The organism is Pseudomonas brassicacearum (genome assembly GCF_003732175.1).
Lineage (GTDB): Bacteria > Pseudomonadota > Gammaproteobacteria > Pseudomonadales > Pseudomonadaceae > Aquipseudomonas > Aquipseudomonas brassicacearum_G.
This window is the reverse complement of sequence record NZ_MOBI01000004.1, coordinates 16122-34105: the sequence shown is the minus strand read 5'-3', so window position 1 is coordinate 34105 and position 17984 is coordinate 16122. Positions and strand designations below refer to the sequence as shown.

The following is a 17984-nucleotide window of genomic DNA, read 5'->3' as shown; positions in this document are numbered from 1 at the left end:
GAGCGTCCCTTGAGACATTCCCACGCGGGAGCATGGGAACGATCAGGTTTAGCGGTGTTACATACGCAGCAACATCTTCCACGCGCGGTTCTGATACACCGCAATCGCCTGCTGCTTGCGTGCATCCAGCACTTCGTCGGTGATCGGCTCGTTGGCCAGTTGCGCGAGTTTGTTCAGCTCACCGTACAGGCGATCCATTTCCGGGATGTCCAGCACGTTGCGGGCATGGTGCAGCCAGGCCTGGATGCGTTCGATACGCGGCAGTTGCTCGGCCAGGTCTTCCGGCTGTTGTTGATAGCGCTGCAATTGCAGGGACGTCGCTTCTTCGCCTAGCAGGCGCGGCAGCCAGTTGCCCAGTTGTGCAGCACCTTGGCGATTGCCGCGAACGTTGCGATCGGCAGCCCAGGTGCGGGCCAGTAACCAGCGCGAGGTGTTCAGCGAGAACAGGCCCCAGCGCGGGTCTTCCAATTCTTCGAGGAACTGCTCCGGCGCGGCTTTGCGCACGTCTTCGTCGTCCAGACCAGCCTGAACCAACGGACGCCAGTCTTCCAGCAAGGCATCCAGCGCCACGCGCAAGTCGTGAGTCGACTGACGTGGTGCGGCTTGACCCAGGCTGCTGAGCAGCGCGCGCAATTCAGCCAGGTTTTCGACCCAGTCCTGCAGCAGGCGCCAGTGGCCGTTGAAGCGATATTGCTCGGCCAGACGCTGGCTGCTGCCCAACAAGTGCCAGCTCAATGCGGCGAACGCGTCGTCCAGCGGCAGTTCGAAGGTCAACTCCGGCGCCGGCAGGCTCAACGAATAGCTATTGGCGTCGAACAGGCGGTAGCCGCGCTCGGCCTTGCTGATATCGCACGGCATCAACGCCAGCGTCGCGGCCAGTTCGGCGGCCAGTTCCAGCAATGCTGCGGGCTCGCCTTCGCGCAGCTCCAGCTCCAGTTCGCAGATCTCTTCTTTCTGCTTGCCGGCAATCACCTGGCCCAGGTCCAGCGCGGCTTCGATGACCACTTTGGTCTTGCCACGGCCCCAGGCGATTTCTGCGCGTTCACGCACGAAGTCGGTGGTGAAAATGGCCTTCAGGGTTTTCTTGTCCAGTTCGGCCAGCTCTTCGGGCCAGCATTCGCCGTCGAGTTTTTTCACGTCGAGCTTGGCTTTGGGCAGGTTCCAGTCGTATTCGTTACGCTCGGACAGACCGGCGACACTGTGGCCACGGGTCTTGAGCGTTTGAATGACTTCTTCGCCATCGCGGCGCAGGCGCAGGGCGACCTTGGCGCGGGCCAGGTCACGCTCTGGCGTGTCGAAGTACTGGTTCATCAACTCACGGCGTTCCCAGCCACTTTTGTTGCGTTTTTTCAGTAGCGGGTGCTCGCGCAGGGCGGCGAGGGTTTCGCGGCTGACGCGGAGTTTGATTTCGGTTTCTTTCTGCATGGCCGGAAAATCCAGGATCGGGAGCGCAGCCGGGGGAATGTGTGGCTGCCAAGGCCGTGCAGTGTACAGCACTCATTAAACCTACGCGCCGCGACGGTTTATTCCTGCCGCAGGATGGCTCTATGATGAGGGTTCATCTTGGGAGTTGGGAGTCAGCGATGCCTTTGCCGTCCATGAAAGACCAGTTCGCTGCGCTGATCGCCGCACCGTCCGTCAGTTGCACCCAACCCAGCCTCGATCAATCCAATCGCGCGGTCATTGATTTGCTGGCGACCTGGCTCGGTGACCTGGGCTTTTCGTGTGATATCCAGCAAGTCAGCTCCGGCAAATTCAACTTGCTCGCCAGTTTTGGCAGCGGTCCCGGCGGGCTGGTACTGGCCGGGCACAGCGACACGGTACCGTTCGACGGCGCGCTGTGGCAGACCGATCCGCTGAAACTGACCGAAGTCGACGGTCGCTGGGTCGGCCTCGGCAGTTGCGACATGAAGGGCTTTTTCGCGCTGGCCATCGAAGCCGTGTTGCCGCTGCTGGACAAACCGTTCAAGCAGCCACTGATGATCCTCGCCACCTGTGACGAAGAAAGCTCCATGGCTGGTGCCCGGGCGTTGGCGGCTGCCGGCCGGCCATTGGGCAGGGTAGCGGTGATCGGTGAGCCAACAGGCCTGAAACCGATCCGTCTGCATAAAGGCGTGATGATGGAACGCATCGATATTCTCGGTCAGAGCGGCCATTCGTCCGACCCGCGCCTGGGCCATAGCGCCCTGGAGGCCATGCACGATGCGATGGGCGAGCTACGCGGCTTGCGCCTGCAATGGCAGCGCGAGTTTCGCAATCCGCAGTTCAGCGTGCCGCAACCGACACTGAATTTCGGCTGCATCCACGGTGGCGACAACCCGAATCGGATCTGCGGTCAATGCTCGCTGGAATTCGACCTGCGGCCCTTGCCGGGCATGGACCCGAACGCATTGCGTGCGGCGATCCGGCAGAAACTCGAACCGGTCGCCGAGCTCCATCAGGTAAAGATCGACTACGCTCCGCTGTTCCCTGAAGTGCCGCCTTTCGAGCAGTCGGCCGACTCGGAACTGGTGCAGGTCGCCGAAAGACTCACCGGCCACCGTGCCGAAGCAGTAGCGTTCGGCACTGAAGCGCCTTATCTTCAGCGTCTTGGCTGCGAGACATTGGTGCTTGGCCCAGGCGATATCGCCTGCGCCCACCAACCAGGGGAATACCTTGAAATGTCACGTTTGCAGCCTACCGTGCATCTATTACGTCAACTGATCGAACACTACTGCCTGACCCCGGCTTGATAAATCCCGGGGCACCCAACCCGTATTCATGAGGAGAACGCGCGTGTCGCCAAGCCTGTTCCGACGATAACCACCAGCCCGCTGTGCGTTTTGCTTCGTCCTTTTTATCGGCTGCTATTTGTTACAGGCGCAGGTGTTATGCCCGAATACGTTAACTGGCTTCGTCATGCTTCCCCTTACATCAACGCTCACCGCGATTGCACCTTCGTCGTCATGCTGCCCGGCGACGGCGTCGAGCATCCGAACTTCGGCAATATCGTTCACGACCTGGTGCTGCTGCACAGCCTGGGTGTGCGGCTGGTATTGGTTCACGGCTCGCGTCCGCAAATTGAAACCCGTCTTGCCGCACGTGGCCTGACCCCGCATTACCACCACGGGATGCGCATCACCGATGCGGCGACCCTGGAGTGCGTGATCGATGCGGTGGGGCAACTGCGCATTGCCATCGAGGCGCGCTTGTCGATGGACATGGCGTCTTCGCCGATGCAGGGCTCGCGTCTGCGGGTGGCCAGCGGCAACCTGGTGACCGCACGGCCGATTGGTGTGCTCGAAGGTGTCGACTATCACCACACCGGCGAAGTGCGCCGGGTCGACCGCAAGGGCATCAACCGTCTGCTGGACGAGCGCTCTATCGTATTGCTGTCACCGCTGGGCTACTCGCCGACCGGAGAAATCTTCAACCTGGCGTGCGAAGACGTCGCCACTCGCGCCGCCATCGATCTGGGCGCCGACAAGCTGCTGCTGTTCGGCGCGGACCTGGGGCTGATCGATGAAAACGGCCGTCTGGTCCGCGAGCTGCGTCCACAACAGGTGCCGGCGCACTTGCAGCGTCTGGGCTCCAACTATCAGGCCGAGTTGCTGGATGCGGCGGCTGAAGCCTGCCGTGGCGGTGTGGGCCGTAGCCATATTGTCAGTTATGCCGAAGACGGCGCGCTGCTGACCGAACTCTTCACTCGTGACGGTGGCGGGACGCTGGTGGCCCAGGAGCAGTTCGAGGTAGTGCGCGAAGCGGCTATCGAAGACGTCGGTGGTTTGCTGGACCTGATCAGCCCGCTGGAAGAGCAGGGGATCCTGGTGCGTCGTTCTCGCGAAGTGCTGGAGCGCGAAATCGAGCAGTTCAGCGTGGTTGAGCGTGAAGGCATGATCATCGCCTGTGCGGCGCTGTATCAGATCGCTGACTCGGATGCCGGGGAACTGGCCTGTCTGGCGGTGAACCCGGAGTACCGCCACGGCGGCCGTGGTGATGAACTGCTGGAGCGGATCGAGACCCGGGCTCGTGCTCAAGGGCTCAAAACCCTGTTCGTCCTCACTACCCGTACTGCACACTGGTTCCGCGAGCGTGGCTTTGTGCCCAGCAGCGTCGAGCGCCTGCCGTCGGCCCGGGCGTCGCTGTACAACTATCAGCGTAATTCGAAGATCTTCGAAAAGACTCTGTAACCTACGGCGTCTAGACTTCGCCCCAGGTACTAACCGATCAGGGTAATGAGTCGATCGTTCTTGCCGTTTTGCTGCCCGTTACGGTGCTCGCCCGACGGGCGGTAAAAAATTACAACGGTATACAAACTGTAACAATTTGACGGGAAGATGTACGTTTCGCCATGATGGCGTCGCTTATTTGATCGTGATTGACGTAAGAGGAATTACGTGAGCACGAATGGAATTAAAGAAGCGTTTGTAAATACCATTTAGGAATTAGTTCATGGGCCGATACCTCTGCATCCGGTTCGGTAGAGACGTGTTGAGCTATATTCCCGAATCGTATGAAAAATGAATAAATAATTCTTTTTGGGTTTATGAGAAATTCACTAACCTGAACGGACCAAACACGGCGATTAGACCAAGGTCGTAGACGTGACTGCTTACGATTGACTTATCGGTCACGGTCTTGCGCTAATCGCGCATCGATGGGAACCGGGGCGTCAGATCCTGGACCAGAGTGCACAAAAATTAGAAACGTAGAGGAGCGAAACATGAATAAGTCCACCTTGGCCCTGGCTGTGGCCGTAGGGGTTTTGGCGCAGCAGGCAAGCGCCGCCGGTTTCATCGAAGACAGTAAGGCGACCCTGGGTCTGCGTACTTTCTACATCAACACCGATAACCGCGACTCTGACACCAAAGCCGCAAAAGCCCCAAGCAAGATTGAAGAGACTGGGCAAGGCTTCCAGCTCAACTTCACCTCGGGCTTCACCCAAGGTACTGTCGGCTTCGGTATTGATGCCATTGGTCAGTACGGCGTGAAACTGGATTCCAGTCCGGAAAAACACGGTAACTTGTCCGGCACTGCTTCCGGCGGCACCGTGTTCCCGAGCCAGGGCAACGAAGCTGTCAACGACTTCGCCAGCCTGGGCCTGACCGGCAAGGTCAAGGTTTCGCAGACCGTGCTGAAAGTCGGCACCCTGCAGCCTAATAACCCGGTCATCAAGTACAACGATGGTCGTATGCTGGCGCAAACCTTCACCGGCGGCGAGCTGGTCTCGAACGAGATCAAGGACCTGACCCTGACTGCCGGCGAGATCAATGAAGCCAAAGGCCGTAACTCCAGCAACGACGAAGGTCTGTCGATTGCCGGTGCCAACGCTGGCTCCAACTACGATGCAGGCAAGTTCTCCAACAAGTTCTACTACGCGGGTGCTGACTACAAGATCACCAAGGATCTGACCGCGTCGTACTACTACGGCGAGCTGAAGGACTTCTACTCGCAGAACTTCCTGGGTCTGGTGCACAACTGGTCCATCGGTCCTGGCGTGCTGAAAAGTGACCTGCGCTACTACCGTAGCCGTGACAACGGTTCCAACGGCAACGACAAGAACTTCTTCACCACCGGCTACTACCCGGACAACACTCCCCTGGCTAACACTACCAAGGGCAAAGTCGACAACAACCTGTACAGCTACCTGGCCCTGTACTCGGTTGAAGGTCACACCTTTGGTGCTGGTTACCAGTACAGCAACGGCGAAAGCGATTTCCCTTGGCTGAACCAGGGTGACGGTTCGTCCAACAGCACCATCACCGACATGCAGATCCAGAAGTTCGCCCGTGCTGGCGAACGTACCTGGCAAGCTCGCTACGCCTACGACTTCGCTAAAGTCGGTGTTCCAGGCTTGACCGCCGGTATCATCTACCTGCGTGGCAACAACATCGACACCGCTGGTAAAGTCGGTAGCACTCAGACTCTGACTGGCGGCTACGGCACCACCGAGTGGGAACGTGACCTGACCCTGGCTTACGTTGTTCCACAAGGCCCGCTGAAGAACCTGGGCGTGGCGTGGAAAAACGCAATGTGGCGCAACGACATCCCTGGTCAGCGCGACCAGGACGAAAACCGTGTGATCGTCAGCTACTCGATCCCGCTGTTGTAATACCCAGGCGTTTGTAAGCCTGTATAAAAAGCCCCGCTCGGCGCAAGCCTGGCGGGGCTTTTGTGTTTCAAGTCGGGCCCACCCCCGCAGGCTCGCCTTCACTTCCCTCTTTACAGCAACTCAAGGCCTTCTCGAACCCTGGTTCCAAGAGTGGTCTTTGCTCGGGTATGCGTCCAGTGAACAGATGTTTAATATTCATTTTGGATCTAAATAAATCGATATTTATTCTTTTTAATTGCTGACGGCAATAGGCACAGTAGGCTCATCACGCACTCACCAGGAGCAGCACCATGAGCCTCAGACTGGGCGACATTGCCCCCGATTTCGAACAGGATTCCAGCGCCGGCACTATTCGTTTTCACGAGTGGCTGGGCGATAGCTGGGGCGTGCTGTTTTCCCATCCGGCGGACTTCACGCCGGTGTGCACCACAGAGCTGGGGTTTACCGCCAGGCTCAAGGATGAATTCACCCAGCGCGGCGTCAAGGCCATTGCACTCTCGGTCGACCCGGTGGACTCGCACCACAAGTGGATCGAAGACATCAACGAAACCCAGAACACCCTCGTCAACTTCCCGATCCTCGCCGACGCCGACCGCAAGGTCTCCGACCTCTATGACCTGATCCACCCGAATGCCAACGACACCCTGACCGTGCGTTCGCTGTTCGTCATCGATCCGAACAAGAAGGTTCGCCTGACCATCACGTATCCGGCCAGTACCGGACGCAACTTCCACGAGATCCTGCGGGTGATCGACTCGTTGCAACTCACCGACAACTACAAAGTGGCCACCCCGGCTAATTGGCAGGACGGAGATGAAGTGGTGATCGTGCCGTCGTTGAAGGATGAAGAGGAAATCAGCAAACGCTTCCCTAAAGGCTACCGCGCAGTGAAACCGTATCTGCGCCTGACACCACAGCCCAATAAGTAAGTCATTGACGTTTTGCGGCGTGGCTTAAATCGCTATCGCGAGCAGGCTCGCTCCCACAGAGTTTTATGTCTGGCTCGAAATCTGTGGTCAGGCTAAATCCACTGTGGGAGCGAGCTTGCTCGCGATAGCGGTCTGCCAAGCGCAACAGCTCCAAAGGTATCCACAAAGCAGGGGAATTTCAGGCCGTTTCGACGGCGTTTTTTTTTCGCCAGGAAAACGTTCTCCTGCATATTCATTTAAAGAATAAACACATAAATAAATATGATTTATGGATATATTAATCAACTGATAAGGTCTGTCCATTGTCGCGAGATCGCACACTGCGAATCGCCGGAAACGCTTAAGGAATAGCCGCATGCTGGTCGTCTCACTCGGAGGAAGTCCCAGCCAACGCTCCCGCTCCGGGGTGCTGCTGGATCGCTCCCAACGCTGGTTGCAGCAACAAGGCGTAGAGGTGGTGAGTTATCAGGTGCGGGACTTCCCGGCCGAAGACTTGCTGCATGCACGCTTCGACAGCCCGAAGGTGGTCGACCTGTTGCAACAAATTGAAAACGCGGATGGCTTGCTGATTGCCACGCCGGTCTACAAGGCGTCGTTTTCCGGCGCACTGAAAACCGTGCTGGATCTGCTGCCGGAGCGCGCCTTGAGCCACAAGGTTGTACTGCCCATGGCCACTGGCGGCAGCATCGCCCACATGCTGGCCGTGGATTACGCGCTCAAACCCGTGCTTTCGGCACTGAAAGCCCAGGAAATGCTCCACGGAATTTTCGCCGAAGACAGCCAGATCGCTTACGGCGAAGGCAGTGCGCAGGCGCAGTTGTCGCCGGCACTGGAGCAGCGCTTGGTTGAGGCGCTGGAGCAGTTCTTCAGTGCCATGGCCCGTCGGCCAAAACCGCTGGACCCAAACCTGTTGAATGAACGTTTGTTGAGTGCTCGCTGGAGCATTTAAGCCTTACCCGAATTTGATGTACTGGCCTTACTCGCCCGCTAACGGGCAAGCAGGTGCAGCCAAAACCCTACTGCAAAAAGGAGAGCGCTATGCGCACTGTCATTTTGCGTCGTGGTCTGGTCGCTCTGTTTGCTGCGGCTGTGTCCTTCGGCGTCATTGTTCAAGCTCAAGCGGCCGAGACCTTGCGAATCGGCTATCAAAAGTACGGCACCCTGGTGCTGCTCAAAGCCCGCGGCTCGCTGGAGAAACGCCTCGCCGCCCAAGGCATCAGCGTGCAATGGACGGAATTCCCCGGCGGCCCGCAACTGCTCGAAGGGCTGAACGTCGGCTCGATCGATTTCGGCGTGACCGGCGAAACTCCACCGGTGTTCGCTCAGGCGGCCGGTGCCGATCTGCTCTACGTCGCTTACGAGCCACCCGCGCCAACCAGCGAAGCGATCCTGGTGCCAAAAGACTCGGCGATCAAATCGGTGCAGGACCTCAAGGGCAAGAAAGTCGTCCTCAACAAAGGTTCCAACGTGCACTACCTGCTGGTGCGCGCACTGGAAGACGCCGGCCTCAAGTACACCGATATCCAAACCGTATTCCTGCCGCCGGCCGATGCCCGCGCGGCGTTCGAGCGCGGCAGCGTCGATGCCTGGGTGATCTGGGACCCGTACCAGGCCGCCGCCGAACAGCAACTGCACGCGCGCACCCTGCGCGACGGCAGCGGCATCGTCGACAACCATCAGTTCTACCTGGCGACCAAGCCTTACGCCGAACAACATCCGGACGTGATCAAGGCTCTGGTGGAGGAAGTCCGCACCATCGGCGAATGGTCCAAAGCCAACCCTGAAGAAGTCACCCAACAAGTCTCGCCGCTGCTCGGCTTGCCGGCAGACATCACCCTGACCGCGGTGAAACGCCAGGGCTTCGGCGCGCATCTCCTCACGCCGCCAGTGATCGCGGCCCAGCAGAAAATCGCCGACAGCTTCTACCAGCTCAAATTGATTCCGAAACCCTTGAGCATCAAAGACGTGATCTGGACGCCACCGGCAGCCGTTGCCACTGCGCCGTAATTCGATTTCCTTAGGAGACCACTCCATGAGCCTTAATATTTTCTGGTTCCTGCCTACCCACGGCGACGGCCATTACCTTGGCACCGCCGAAGGCGCTCGCGCCGTCGATCACGGTTATTTGCAGCAAGTCGCCCAAGCGGCGGATCGTCTGGGTTTTGGCGGGGTGCTGATTCCCACCGGCCGCTCCTGCGAAGACTCGTGGCTGGTGGCTGCGTCGCTGATCCCGGTGACCCAGCGTTTGAAGTTTCTGGTCGCGTTACGCCCCGGGATCATTTCCCCGACGGTGGCCGCGCGCCAGGCGGCGACCCTGGATCGCTTGTCCGGTGGGCGTGCGCTGTTCAACCTGGTGACCGGTGGCGATCCGGAAGAACTGGCCGGCGATGGATTGTTCCTCAGTCACGAAGAGCGCTATCAGGCCTCGGTGGAATTTACCCGGATCTGGCGTCGGGTGCTGGAAGGCGAGACGGTCGACTACGACGGTCAGCACATCAGCGTAAAGGGCGCGAAATTGCTCTATCCGCCGATCCAGCAACCGCGTCCGCCGCTGTACTTTGGTGGCTCTTCTGAAGCGGCTCAGGATCTGGCTGCCGAGCAGGTCGAAATGGTCCTGACCTGGGGCGAGCCACCGGCCGCCGTCGCCGAGAAAATCGAACAGGTACGCGCCAAGGCCGCGAAGCTTGGACGCACCGTGCGTTTCGGTATTCGTTTGCATGTGATTGTCCGCAAAACCAACGCCGAAGCCTGGCAAGCAGCGGATCGATTGATCTCCCTTCTGGACGACGACACCATCGCCCGCGCCCAGGCCTCGTTGGCGCGTTTTGACTCGGTCGGCCAGCAGCGCATGGCCGCGCTGCACGGCGGTAGCCGCGACAACCTGGAAGTCAGCCCGAACCTCTGGGCCGGCGTCGGTCTGGTGCGTGGCGGTGCCGGTACTGCATTGGTCGGTGACGGCCCGACCGTGGCAGCGCGGGTCAAGGAATACGCGGACCTGGGCATCGATACCTTTATCTTCTCGGGCTACCCGCATCTGGAGGAATCGTATCGGGTCGCGGAGTTGTTGTTCCCGCACCTCGACATCGAGCGTCCCGAGTTGCCGAAAAGCGCCGGTTACGTCAGCCCGTTCGGCGAGATGGTGGCCAACGACATTCTTCCCAAAGCCGTGTCCCAGAGCTGAGGCGCGCCATGAAAAGGGAAAAGCTTATCCACAGCCTCGCGCCGTGGGCCTTGCCGGTGCTGCTACTGGCTGTGTGGCAGTTGTCGGTGTCGGCGGGCTGGTTGTCGACACGGATTTTGCCGGCCCCCAGCGCGGTGATCGAGGCGGGCGTGAGCCTGGTGCGCAGCGGTGAAATCTGGAAGCACCTGGCGATCAGCGGCTGGCGCGCCGGCATTGGTTTTGTGATTGGCGGTGGTATCGGTCTGGCATTGGGTTTCATCACCGGCCTGTCGAAGTGGGGCGAGCGCCTGCTCGACAGTTCGGTGCAGATGATCCGCAACGTGCCGCATCTGGCGCTGATTCCGCTGGTGATCCTCTGGTTCGGCATTGATGAGTCGGCGAAGATTTTTCTGGTGGCGCTGGGGACGTTGTTCCCGATCTACCTCAACACCTACCACGGTATTCGCAACGTCGACCCGGCCTTGGTGGAGATGGCGCGCAGTTACGGATTGTCCGGTTTCAGCCTGTTCCGTCAGGTAATTCTGCCGGGCGCGCTGCCTTCGATACTGGTGGGCGTGCGCTTTGCCCTGGGCTTCATGTGGCTGACCCTGATCGTCGCTGAAACCATCTCTGCCAGCTCCGGCATCGGCTACCTGGCGATGAATGCCCGGGAGTTCTTGCAGACGGATGTGGTGGTGCTGGCGATTGTGCTGTACGCGGTGCTCGGCAAATTGGCCGACCTCGCGGCCCGTGGTCTGGAACGGGTCTGGTTGCGCTGGCACCCGGCCTATCAAGTGGCCAAGGGCGGTGCAGCATGACGGCCCAACAACCTCCACGCTTGCTGCGCGGAATTCCGCTGGTGGTGCGCAAGCTGCAAAAAACCTTTGGCGCGCGGCAGGTGCTGCACGAGATCGATCTGCACATTCCGACCGGTCAATTCGTGGCCGTGGTCGGTCGCAGCGGCTGTGGCAAAAGTACCTTGCTGCGCTTGCTGGCGGGCCTTGATCAACCCTCGGACGGTGAGCTGTTGGCCGGTTCCGCGCCACTCGACGAGGCGCGCGAAGACACCCGTTTGATGTTCCAGGAGGCGCGTTTGCTGCCATGGAAAAAGGTCATCGACAACGTCGGCCTCGGGCTCAAGGGCGATTGGCGCCAGCAGGCGCTGGACGCACTGGATGCCGTGGGCCTGGCAGATCGCGCGGATGAATGGCCGGCGGCGTTGTCCGGCGGGCAGAAGCAGCGGGTGGCCTTGGCGCGGGCGCTGATCCATCAGCCGCGCTTGCTGTTACTCGATGAGCCGTTGGGCGCACTGGATGCGCTGACCCGGATTGAAATGCAGCAACTGATCGAACGCCTTTGGCAACAGCACGGTTTTACCGTGTTGCTGGTGACCCACGACGTCAGCGAAGCGGTGGCAATCGCCGACCGGGTGTTGCTGATCGAAGAGGGCGAAATCGGCCTCGACCTGCAGGTCGAACTGCCTCGCCCTCGGGTCCGTGGTTCCCATCGGCTGGCAGCGCTGGAAACCGAAGTGCTTAACCGCGTGCTGTCACTGCCGGGTTCACCGCCAGAGCCGGAGCCTGTTTCACCCTTGCCCACGCAATTGCGCTGGGCTCACTGACTCAATGTTCTCCCAACGACAGGAATCAACCTCATGACGATCAAAGCCATCAACGTTCGCAACCAGTTCAAAGGCACCATCAAGGAAATCGTCGAGGGCGACGTGCTCTCGGAAATCGATGTTCAGACAGCGTCTGGCATCGTCACTTCGGTCATCACCACGCGGTCGGTCAAAGAGCTGGAACTGGCGATCGGCAGCGAAGTGATCGCCTTCGTGAAATCCACCGAGGTGTCGATCGCCAAGTTGTAAGTTCTTTGAGGCTTGATCGTTCCCACGCTCTGCGTGGGAATGCCTCTACGGACGCTCTGCGTTCGGCTTTTGATGTGACGCGGAGCGTCACGGGCTGCATTCCCACGCGGAGCATGGGAACGATCGTCATCGTCAGCAAAGGAATCAGGCTGAAATCGCGCGCTTCGGCAAATACGGCGGCAGGTACAGCCCCAGATAAGCGTCGAACACCCGCATGCCTTCCTCGGCCATGCGTGGGGTGATCTGCCCGTGTTGTTGCACTGAGCGTGCGTAGACGCGGTCGCCCAACTCCATGGCCAGGGCAAACACATCGACATCCTTGGGCAATGTCGGCAGTTCGAAATGCTGATCGAAGAGTTTGTGCATCAGGTCGCCGAGTTCGAGGTCGTGCTGGCGGTCGGCCTGGGTGACTTCAGTCAGACCGTGCTGAGCGAGGATCAACTGGCGCGCGGCGGCGTCTTCGCTGTAGATGGCGAGCATGCGTTGCTCGACCAGTCGCGACAGATCACGCCAGCCATTGAGCGAGTCGACGTCGATCGGTTCTTGCAGGCACGCGCGAAAAGCGCTGTGGACGTCGGCGGTCAGGGCTTCGAGCAGGGCTGGGACGCTGGCGAAGAAGTGGTAGACCGATGACGGCGGGATCTCGGCGCGTTCGGCCACGCTGTAGATTGACAGGCTGGCCACGCCCTCGGCGGCAAGCAGCGTGCGGGCGGCGTCGAGTATCGAGTCGATCCGGGCCTGGCTGCGTGCGCGGGGTTTGCGAAGGGGGGCGGGGCGGGTCATTGAAGTCTCCTGCAGGGCAGCGGGCATTGTACGAGGCGAGTTGTGTGTTGTCTTCTCGGCCGCTATCGCGAGCAAGCTCGCTCCCACAATTGATCTCCAGTGAGCAAAAATTTGTGTCCGACACCGATCCAGTGTGGGAGCGAGCTTGCTCGCGATCCGCCGAAGGCGGCCATAAAAAAACGCCGTGGGCGTTGAAACCCACGGCGTTGTTTTTTTGCTACAGCCGCTTACACGGTGTGCAGGTACCAGTTGTACTCGAGGTCGGAGATGGAGTGTTCGAACTCCTCCAGCTCGCTCTCTTTACAGGCGACAAAAATATCGATGTATTTCGGATCGATGTACTTGGCCATGACTTCGCTGTCGTCCAGCTCGCGCAGTGCGTCACGCAGGTTGTTCGGCAGGCTTTGCTCGTTCTGCTCGTAGCTGTTGCCTTCGACGGGCGCGCCCGGCTCGATCTTGTTGGTCAGGCCGTGATGCACGCCTGCCAGGACCGAAGCCATCAGCAAGTACGGGTTGGCATCGGCGCCAGCCACGCGGTGTTCGATACGTACGGCATCGGAAGAGCCGGTCGGTACGCGAATCGCCACGGTACGGTTGTCCAGGCCCCAGCACGGCGAGTTCGGCACGTAGAACTGCGCGCCGAAACGACGGTACGAGTTGACGTTCGGGCAGAGGAAGGCCATCTGCGCCGGTAGGGTCTCGAGCACACCGCCGATCGCGTGACGCAGTGCGGCGTTCTGCTCGGGATCCTCACTGGCAAAAATATTCTTGCCGTCTTTATCAAGGATCGAGATGTGGACGTGCAGACCGTTACCCGCCTGGCCTGGGTAAGGCTTGGCCATGAAGGTGGTGTCCATCTCATGGTCGTAGGCGATGTTTTTGATCAGACGCTTGAGCAGTACTGCGTAATCGCAGGCCTTGATCGGGTCGGCAACGTGGTGCAGGTTCACTTCGAACTGCGCCGGAGCACTTTCCTTGACGATCGCGTCGGCAGGGATGCCTTGCTCTTTCGCACCTTCCAGAATGTCCTGGAGGCAGTCGACGTATTCGTCGAGGTCGTCGATCAGGTAAACCTGGGTCGAGTGCGGACGTTTGCCGGAAATCGGCGAGCGTGGAGGTTGTGGCCGGCCATTCACGTTCTCCTGGTCGATCAGGTAGAACTCAAGCTCGAATGCGGCGCAGATGGTCAGGCCCATCTCATCGAACTTGGTCACGACTTGACGCAGGACTTCACGTGGGTCGGCGAAGAAAGGTTCACCTTCCAGTTCGTGCATGGTCATCAACAGTTGCGCGGTAGGGCGCTTCTGCCAGGGTTCATTGCACAGGGTGTCGGGGATTGGATAGCAGATTCGGTCAGCATCACCGATGTCCAGGCCCAGGCCGGTGCTTTCCACCGTCGAGCCATTGATATCCAGGGCAAATAGAGAGGCCGGCAGGTTGATGCCTTTCTCGTAAACCTTGTGGAGGCTGGTGCGTTCGATGCGCTTGCCGCGCACCACACCATTCATATCCGCAATCAGAAGGTCAACGTACAGAACCTCAGGATGTTCCTTAAGGAACGCGTTCGCTTCGTTAAGCTGAACGGCACGCGGGGGTACCGACATGATGCAACACCTTTGTTGTTAAAAATATCAATCATTGATCTTTTCGGATTCCAGTCAACCCGAACGGCATGCCGAAGTCAAGCGAGGCCTTTTTTGCCCTAAAAAAGCGCTTCAAGGGCATTTCTGAGGCGCTTTGGGGCATTTTTATGCCTTCGGGGTCATTGGTGGCCGAAGGCTTGAGCGGGGCGTGTTGTATTTTTTACGGGGGTGTTGTGTAAAAAAATGAACAACGCTAAGCTCAAATCAAACCCATAACAGCAATAATACCGGGGTGCTTCATGTCTCGCCTGCCGTTAATCGGCGTCACCGACTGCTCAAGGCAGATCGGTTTGCATGCTTATCACATCACCAGCGATAAGTACGTCCGCGCAGCGGCCACCGCTGCCAAGGGCTTGCCGTCGATGCTTGCGTCACGGGTGGAACTGCTCGATCCGACCGATATTATTGACGGTCTGGATGGCATCCTGTTTACCGGCTCTTCTTCTACTGTAGAACCTTTTCACTATAGCGGTCCTGCCAGCGCGCCGGAAACTGCTCATGATCCTGCACGCGACGCCACCATCCTTTCGTTGATACGCGCCGGCAAGCGTGCAGTACAACGCGACGCGGATGCGTCAAACAACGCCTGACGTTTAAAGACGTCAGGACACTCAGCCCAGAGGCATTTATGAGTAACAACCTCGACCAGCTCACCGATTGGTTGAAAGACCACAAGATCACAGAAGTCGAATGCATGATTGGCGATCTGACCGGGATCACCCGCGGCAAGATCTCGCCGACCAACAAGTTCATTGCCGAAAAAGGCATGCGCCTGCCCGAGAGTGTGCTGTTGCAAACAGTGACGGGCGACTACGTCGAAGACGACATCTATTACGAACTGCTCGACCCGGCCGACATCGACATGATCTGCCGCCCGGACTCGAACGCGGTATTCCTCGTGCCGTGGGCCATCGAGCCGACCGCACAGGTGATTCACGACACCTACGACAAGCAGGGCAACCCGATCGAGCTGTCGCCGCGAAACGTGCTCAAGAAAGTCCTGAAGCTCTATTCCGACAAGGGCTGGCAGCCCATCGTGGCGCCGGAAATGGAGTTCTACCTGACCAAGCGTTGCGAAGACCCGGACTTCCCGTTGCAGCCGCCGATTGGCCGCTCCGGTCGCCCGGAAACCGGACGTCAGTCGTTCTCCATTGAAGCAGCCAACGAATTCGACCCGTTGTTCGAAGACGTCTACGACTGGTGCGAACTGCAAGAGCTGGATCTGGACACGCTGATCCATGAAGACGGCACGGCGCAGATGGAGATCAACTTCCGTCACGGCGACGCGCTGTCCCTGGCCGACCAGATCCTGGTGTTCAAGCGCACCATGCGCGAAGCGGCGCTCAAGCACGACGTGGCCGCAACCTTCATGGCCAAGCCGATGACGGGCGAGCCGGGCAGTGCGATGCACTTGCACCAGAGCATCATCGACATTGAAACCGGCAAAAACGTCTTCTCGAATGAAGACGGAACGATGAGCGAGCTGTTCCTGCATCACATCGGTGGCTTGCAGAAGTTCATCCCCGAGCTGCTGCCGCTGTTCGCGCCCAACGTCAACTCGTTCCGCCGCTTCCTGCCGGACACCTCGGCGCCGGTGAACGTGGAGTGGGGCGAAGAGAACCGCACAGTCGGCCTGCGAGTCCCGGACGCAGGCCCGCAAAACCGTCGGGTGGAAAACCGCCTGCCGGGCGCCGATGCCAACCCTTACCTGGCGATCGCCGCGAGTCTGCTCTGCGGTTACATCGGCATGGTGGAAGGCATCACCCCAAGCGCACCCGTGGTTGGACGGGGTTACGAGCGACGCAATCTGCGTTTGCCGCTGACCATCGAAGACGCACTGGAGCGCATGGAACACAGCTCGACCATCGAGAAGTATCTGGGCAAAAAATTCATCACTGGCTACGTCGCGGTCAAGCGGGCCGAGCATGAAAACTTCAAGCGCGTGATCAGTTCGTGGGAGCGGGAGTTCCTGTTGTTTGCCGTCTGATGCGCCGGGTGCGGTCCTGAACAGCCGCACTCTCACCCAACCAGGAGAGCTTTATGACCAGCAAGAACCCGCAAACCCGTGAATGGCAAACCCTGAGCAACGAACATCACCTGGCGCCTTTCAGCGACTTCAAACAGCTGAAGGAGAAAGGCCCGCGGATCATCACCAACGCCAAGGGCGTTTACCTCTGGGACAGCGAAGGCAACAAGATCCTCGATGGCATGGCCGGTCTGTGGTGCGTGGCCATCGGTTACGGTCGCGATGAGCTGGCCGATGCCGCCAGCAAACAGATGCGTGAGCTGCCTTATTACAACCTGTTCTTCCAGACCGCCCACCCGCCGGTACTGGAGCTGGCCAAGGCCATCTCCGACATTGCACCGGAAGGCATGAACCACGTGTTCTTCACCGGTTCCGGCTCCGAAGGCAACGACACCATGCTGCGCATGGTTCGCCACTACTGGGCGATCAAGGGCCAGCCGAAGAAGAAGGTCATCATCAGCCGTAAAAACGGCTACCACGGCTCGACCGTGGCCGGCGCCAGCCTGGGCGGCATGACTTACATGCACGAACAGGGCGACTTGCCGATCCCGGGCATCGTTCACATCCCGCAGCCGTACTGGTTCGGTGAGGGTGGAGACATGAGCCCCGAAGAGTTCGGTATCTGGGCTGCCAACCAGTTGGAAGAAAAGATTCTCGAACTTGGCGTCGACACCGTCGGTGCGTTTATTGCCGAGCCGATCCAGGGTGCCGGCGGCGTGATCATTCCGCCAGACAGCTACTGGCCGCGCATCAAGGAAATCCTCGCCAAGTACGACATCCTGTTCGTTGCGGATGAGGTGATCTGTGGTTTCGGTCGTACCGGCGAGTGGTTCGGCAGCGATTTCTACGGCCTCAAGCCCGACATGATGACCATCGCCAAAGGCCTGACGTCCGGCTACATCCCGATGGGTGGCCTGATCGTGCGTGATGAAGTGGTCGAGGTGCTGAACGAAGGGGGCGACTTCAACCACGGTTTCACTTATTCCGGGCACCCGGTCGCCGCTGCGGTGGCACTGGAAAACATCCGCATCCTGCGCGACGAGAAAATTATCGAGCACGTTCGTGCAGAAACGGCACCTTATTTGCAAAAGCGTCTACGGGAACTGAACGATCATCCGCTGGTGGGTGAAGTTCGTGGGGTAGGTCTGTTGGGGGCTATCGAACTGGTTCAGGACAAGGCGACCCGTGCGCGGTATGTCGGCAAGGGTGTTGGCATGATCTGCCGGCAGTTCTGCTTCGACAACGGACTGATCATGCGCGCTGTGGGCGACACCATGATCATTGCTCCGCCACTGGTCATCACCAAGGCCGAGATCGACGAACTGGTGACCAAGGCGCGCAAGTGCCTGGACCTGACCCTGAGTGCGCTGCAAAGCTAAGTGCTAGGCTCTGAGCGAGGTCCGTGGCTGGCACTTCGCTCAGGGCGCACAAAGGTTGGGTCTTTCCTTGAAAGCCTGCCTTGTAACTTGCCAGACTATCCGC

The 17984-nt window shown here is 59.3% G+C and carries 15 protein-coding genes and 1 pseudogene; 13 read left to right on the top strand and 3 right to left on the bottom strand.

The features are described from left to right. Positions 1 to 57 precede the first annotated feature (57 nt). Positions 58 to 1425 carry a CYTH domain-containing protein gene (locus tag BK658_RS02975; protein ID WP_123580996.1) on the bottom strand — a complete coding sequence of 456 codons (1368 nt, stop codon included), beginning with the start codon at positions 1423 to 1425 and terminating at the stop codon, positions 58 to 60. A gap of 158 nt (positions 1426 to 1583) precedes the next feature. Between BK658_RS02975 and argE the strand changes: the two genes are divergently transcribed. The 10 genes from argE to BK658_RS02925 all read left to right on the top strand — a co-directional run bounded on the left by argE (position 1584) and on the right by BK658_RS02925 (position 12050). After that, positions 1584 to 2732 carry an acetylornithine deacetylase gene (argE, locus tag BK658_RS02970; protein WP_123580995.1) on the top strand — a complete coding sequence of 383 codons (1149 nt, stop codon included), beginning with the start codon at positions 1584 to 1586 and terminating at the stop codon, positions 2730 to 2732. A gap of 138 nt (positions 2733 to 2870) precedes the next feature. After that, positions 2871 to 4169 (top strand): amino-acid N-acetyltransferase, encoded by a 1299-nt coding sequence (gene argA / locus BK658_RS02965; RefSeq protein ID WP_123580994.1) that lies wholly within the window; start codon positions 2871 to 2873, stop codon positions 4167 to 4169. Positions 4170 to 4702: 533 nt separating this feature from the next. After that, on the top strand, positions 4703 to 6091 hold the full coding sequence (locus BK658_RS02960; protein WP_123580993.1) for an OprD family porin: 1389 nt from the start codon (positions 4703 to 4705) through the stop codon (positions 6089 to 6091). A 290-nt stretch (positions 6092 to 6381) separates the two neighbouring features. Beyond that, positions 6382 to 7020, top strand: coding sequence for a peroxiredoxin (locus BK658_RS02955; RefSeq protein WP_123580992.1), 639 nt, complete (start codon positions 6382 to 6384; stop codon positions 7018 to 7020). A 355-nt stretch (positions 7021 to 7375) separates the two neighbouring features. Next, positions 7376 to 7969 carry an NADPH-dependent FMN reductase gene (ssuE, locus tag BK658_RS02950; protein ID WP_054594551.1) on the top strand — a complete coding sequence of 198 codons (594 nt, stop codon included), beginning with the start codon at positions 7376 to 7378 and terminating at the stop codon, positions 7967 to 7969. A gap of 89 nt (positions 7970 to 8058) precedes the next feature. After that, positions 8059 to 9027 (top strand): sulfonate ABC transporter substrate-binding protein, encoded by a 969-nt coding sequence (locus BK658_RS02945; RefSeq protein ID WP_123580991.1) that lies wholly within the window; start codon positions 8059 to 8061, stop codon positions 9025 to 9027. 25 nt (positions 9028 to 9052) lie between these two features. Next, positions 9053 to 10201 (top strand): FMNH2-dependent alkanesulfonate monooxygenase, encoded by a 1149-nt coding sequence (gene ssuD / locus BK658_RS02940; protein WP_123580990.1) that lies wholly within the window; start codon positions 9053 to 9055, stop codon positions 10199 to 10201. 8 nt (positions 10202 to 10209) lie between these two features. Beyond that, complete coding sequence (ssuC, locus tag BK658_RS02935; protein ID WP_123580989.1) at positions 10210 to 10998, top strand: aliphatic sulfonate ABC transporter permease SsuC; 789 nt, start codon at positions 10210 to 10212, stop codon at positions 10996 to 10998. Continuing rightward, a complete protein-coding gene (gene ssuB, locus BK658_RS02930) occupies positions 10995 to 11801 on the top strand; it encodes an aliphatic sulfonates ABC transporter ATP-binding protein (protein ID WP_123580988.1) in 807 nt (268 codons plus the stop codon). The genes ssuC and ssuB overlap by 4 nt, the downstream gene beginning before the upstream one ends. 33 nt (positions 11802 to 11834) lie before the next feature. After that, positions 11835 to 12050 (top strand): TOBE domain-containing protein, encoded by a 216-nt coding sequence (locus BK658_RS02925; protein ID WP_003177394.1) that lies wholly within the window; start codon positions 11835 to 11837, stop codon positions 12048 to 12050. A gap of 144 nt (positions 12051 to 12194) precedes the next feature. Here the strand turns inward: BK658_RS02925 and BK658_RS02915 are convergent, their stop codons facing one another. Continuing rightward, positions 12195 to 12833 carry a TetR/AcrR family transcriptional regulator gene (locus tag BK658_RS02915; protein WP_123580986.1) on the bottom strand — a complete coding sequence of 213 codons (639 nt, stop codon included), beginning with the start codon at positions 12831 to 12833 and terminating at the stop codon, positions 12195 to 12197. Between the two features lie 227 nt (positions 12834 to 13060). Next, entirely contained in the window at positions 13061 to 14437 is a 1377-nt protein-coding gene (locus BK658_RS02910) for a glutamine synthetase family protein (RefSeq protein ID WP_010466681.1), read from the bottom strand. Positions 14438 to 14715: 278 nt separating this feature from the next. Here BK658_RS02910 and BK658_RS02905 point away from each other — a divergent pair. The 3 genes and pseudogenes from BK658_RS02905 to BK658_RS02895 form a co-directional block, all read left to right on the top strand. After that, positions 14716 to 15030 (top strand): annotated as a pseudogene (locus tag BK658_RS02905) (gamma-glutamyl-gamma-aminobutyrate hydrolase family protein); the annotation flags it as partial. A gap of 74 nt (positions 15031 to 15104) precedes the next feature. After that, entirely contained in the window at positions 15105 to 16463 is a 1359-nt protein-coding gene (locus BK658_RS02900) for a glutamine synthetase family protein (protein WP_123580984.1), read from the top strand. Positions 16464 to 16516: 53 nt separating this feature from the next. Then, positions 16517 to 17881: an aspartate aminotransferase family protein gene (locus BK658_RS02895; RefSeq protein WP_123580983.1), complete on the top strand. Its 1365-nt coding sequence runs from the start codon at positions 16517 to 16519 to the stop codon at positions 17879 to 17881. The last annotated feature ends 103 nt before the right edge of the window (positions 17882 to 17984 follow it).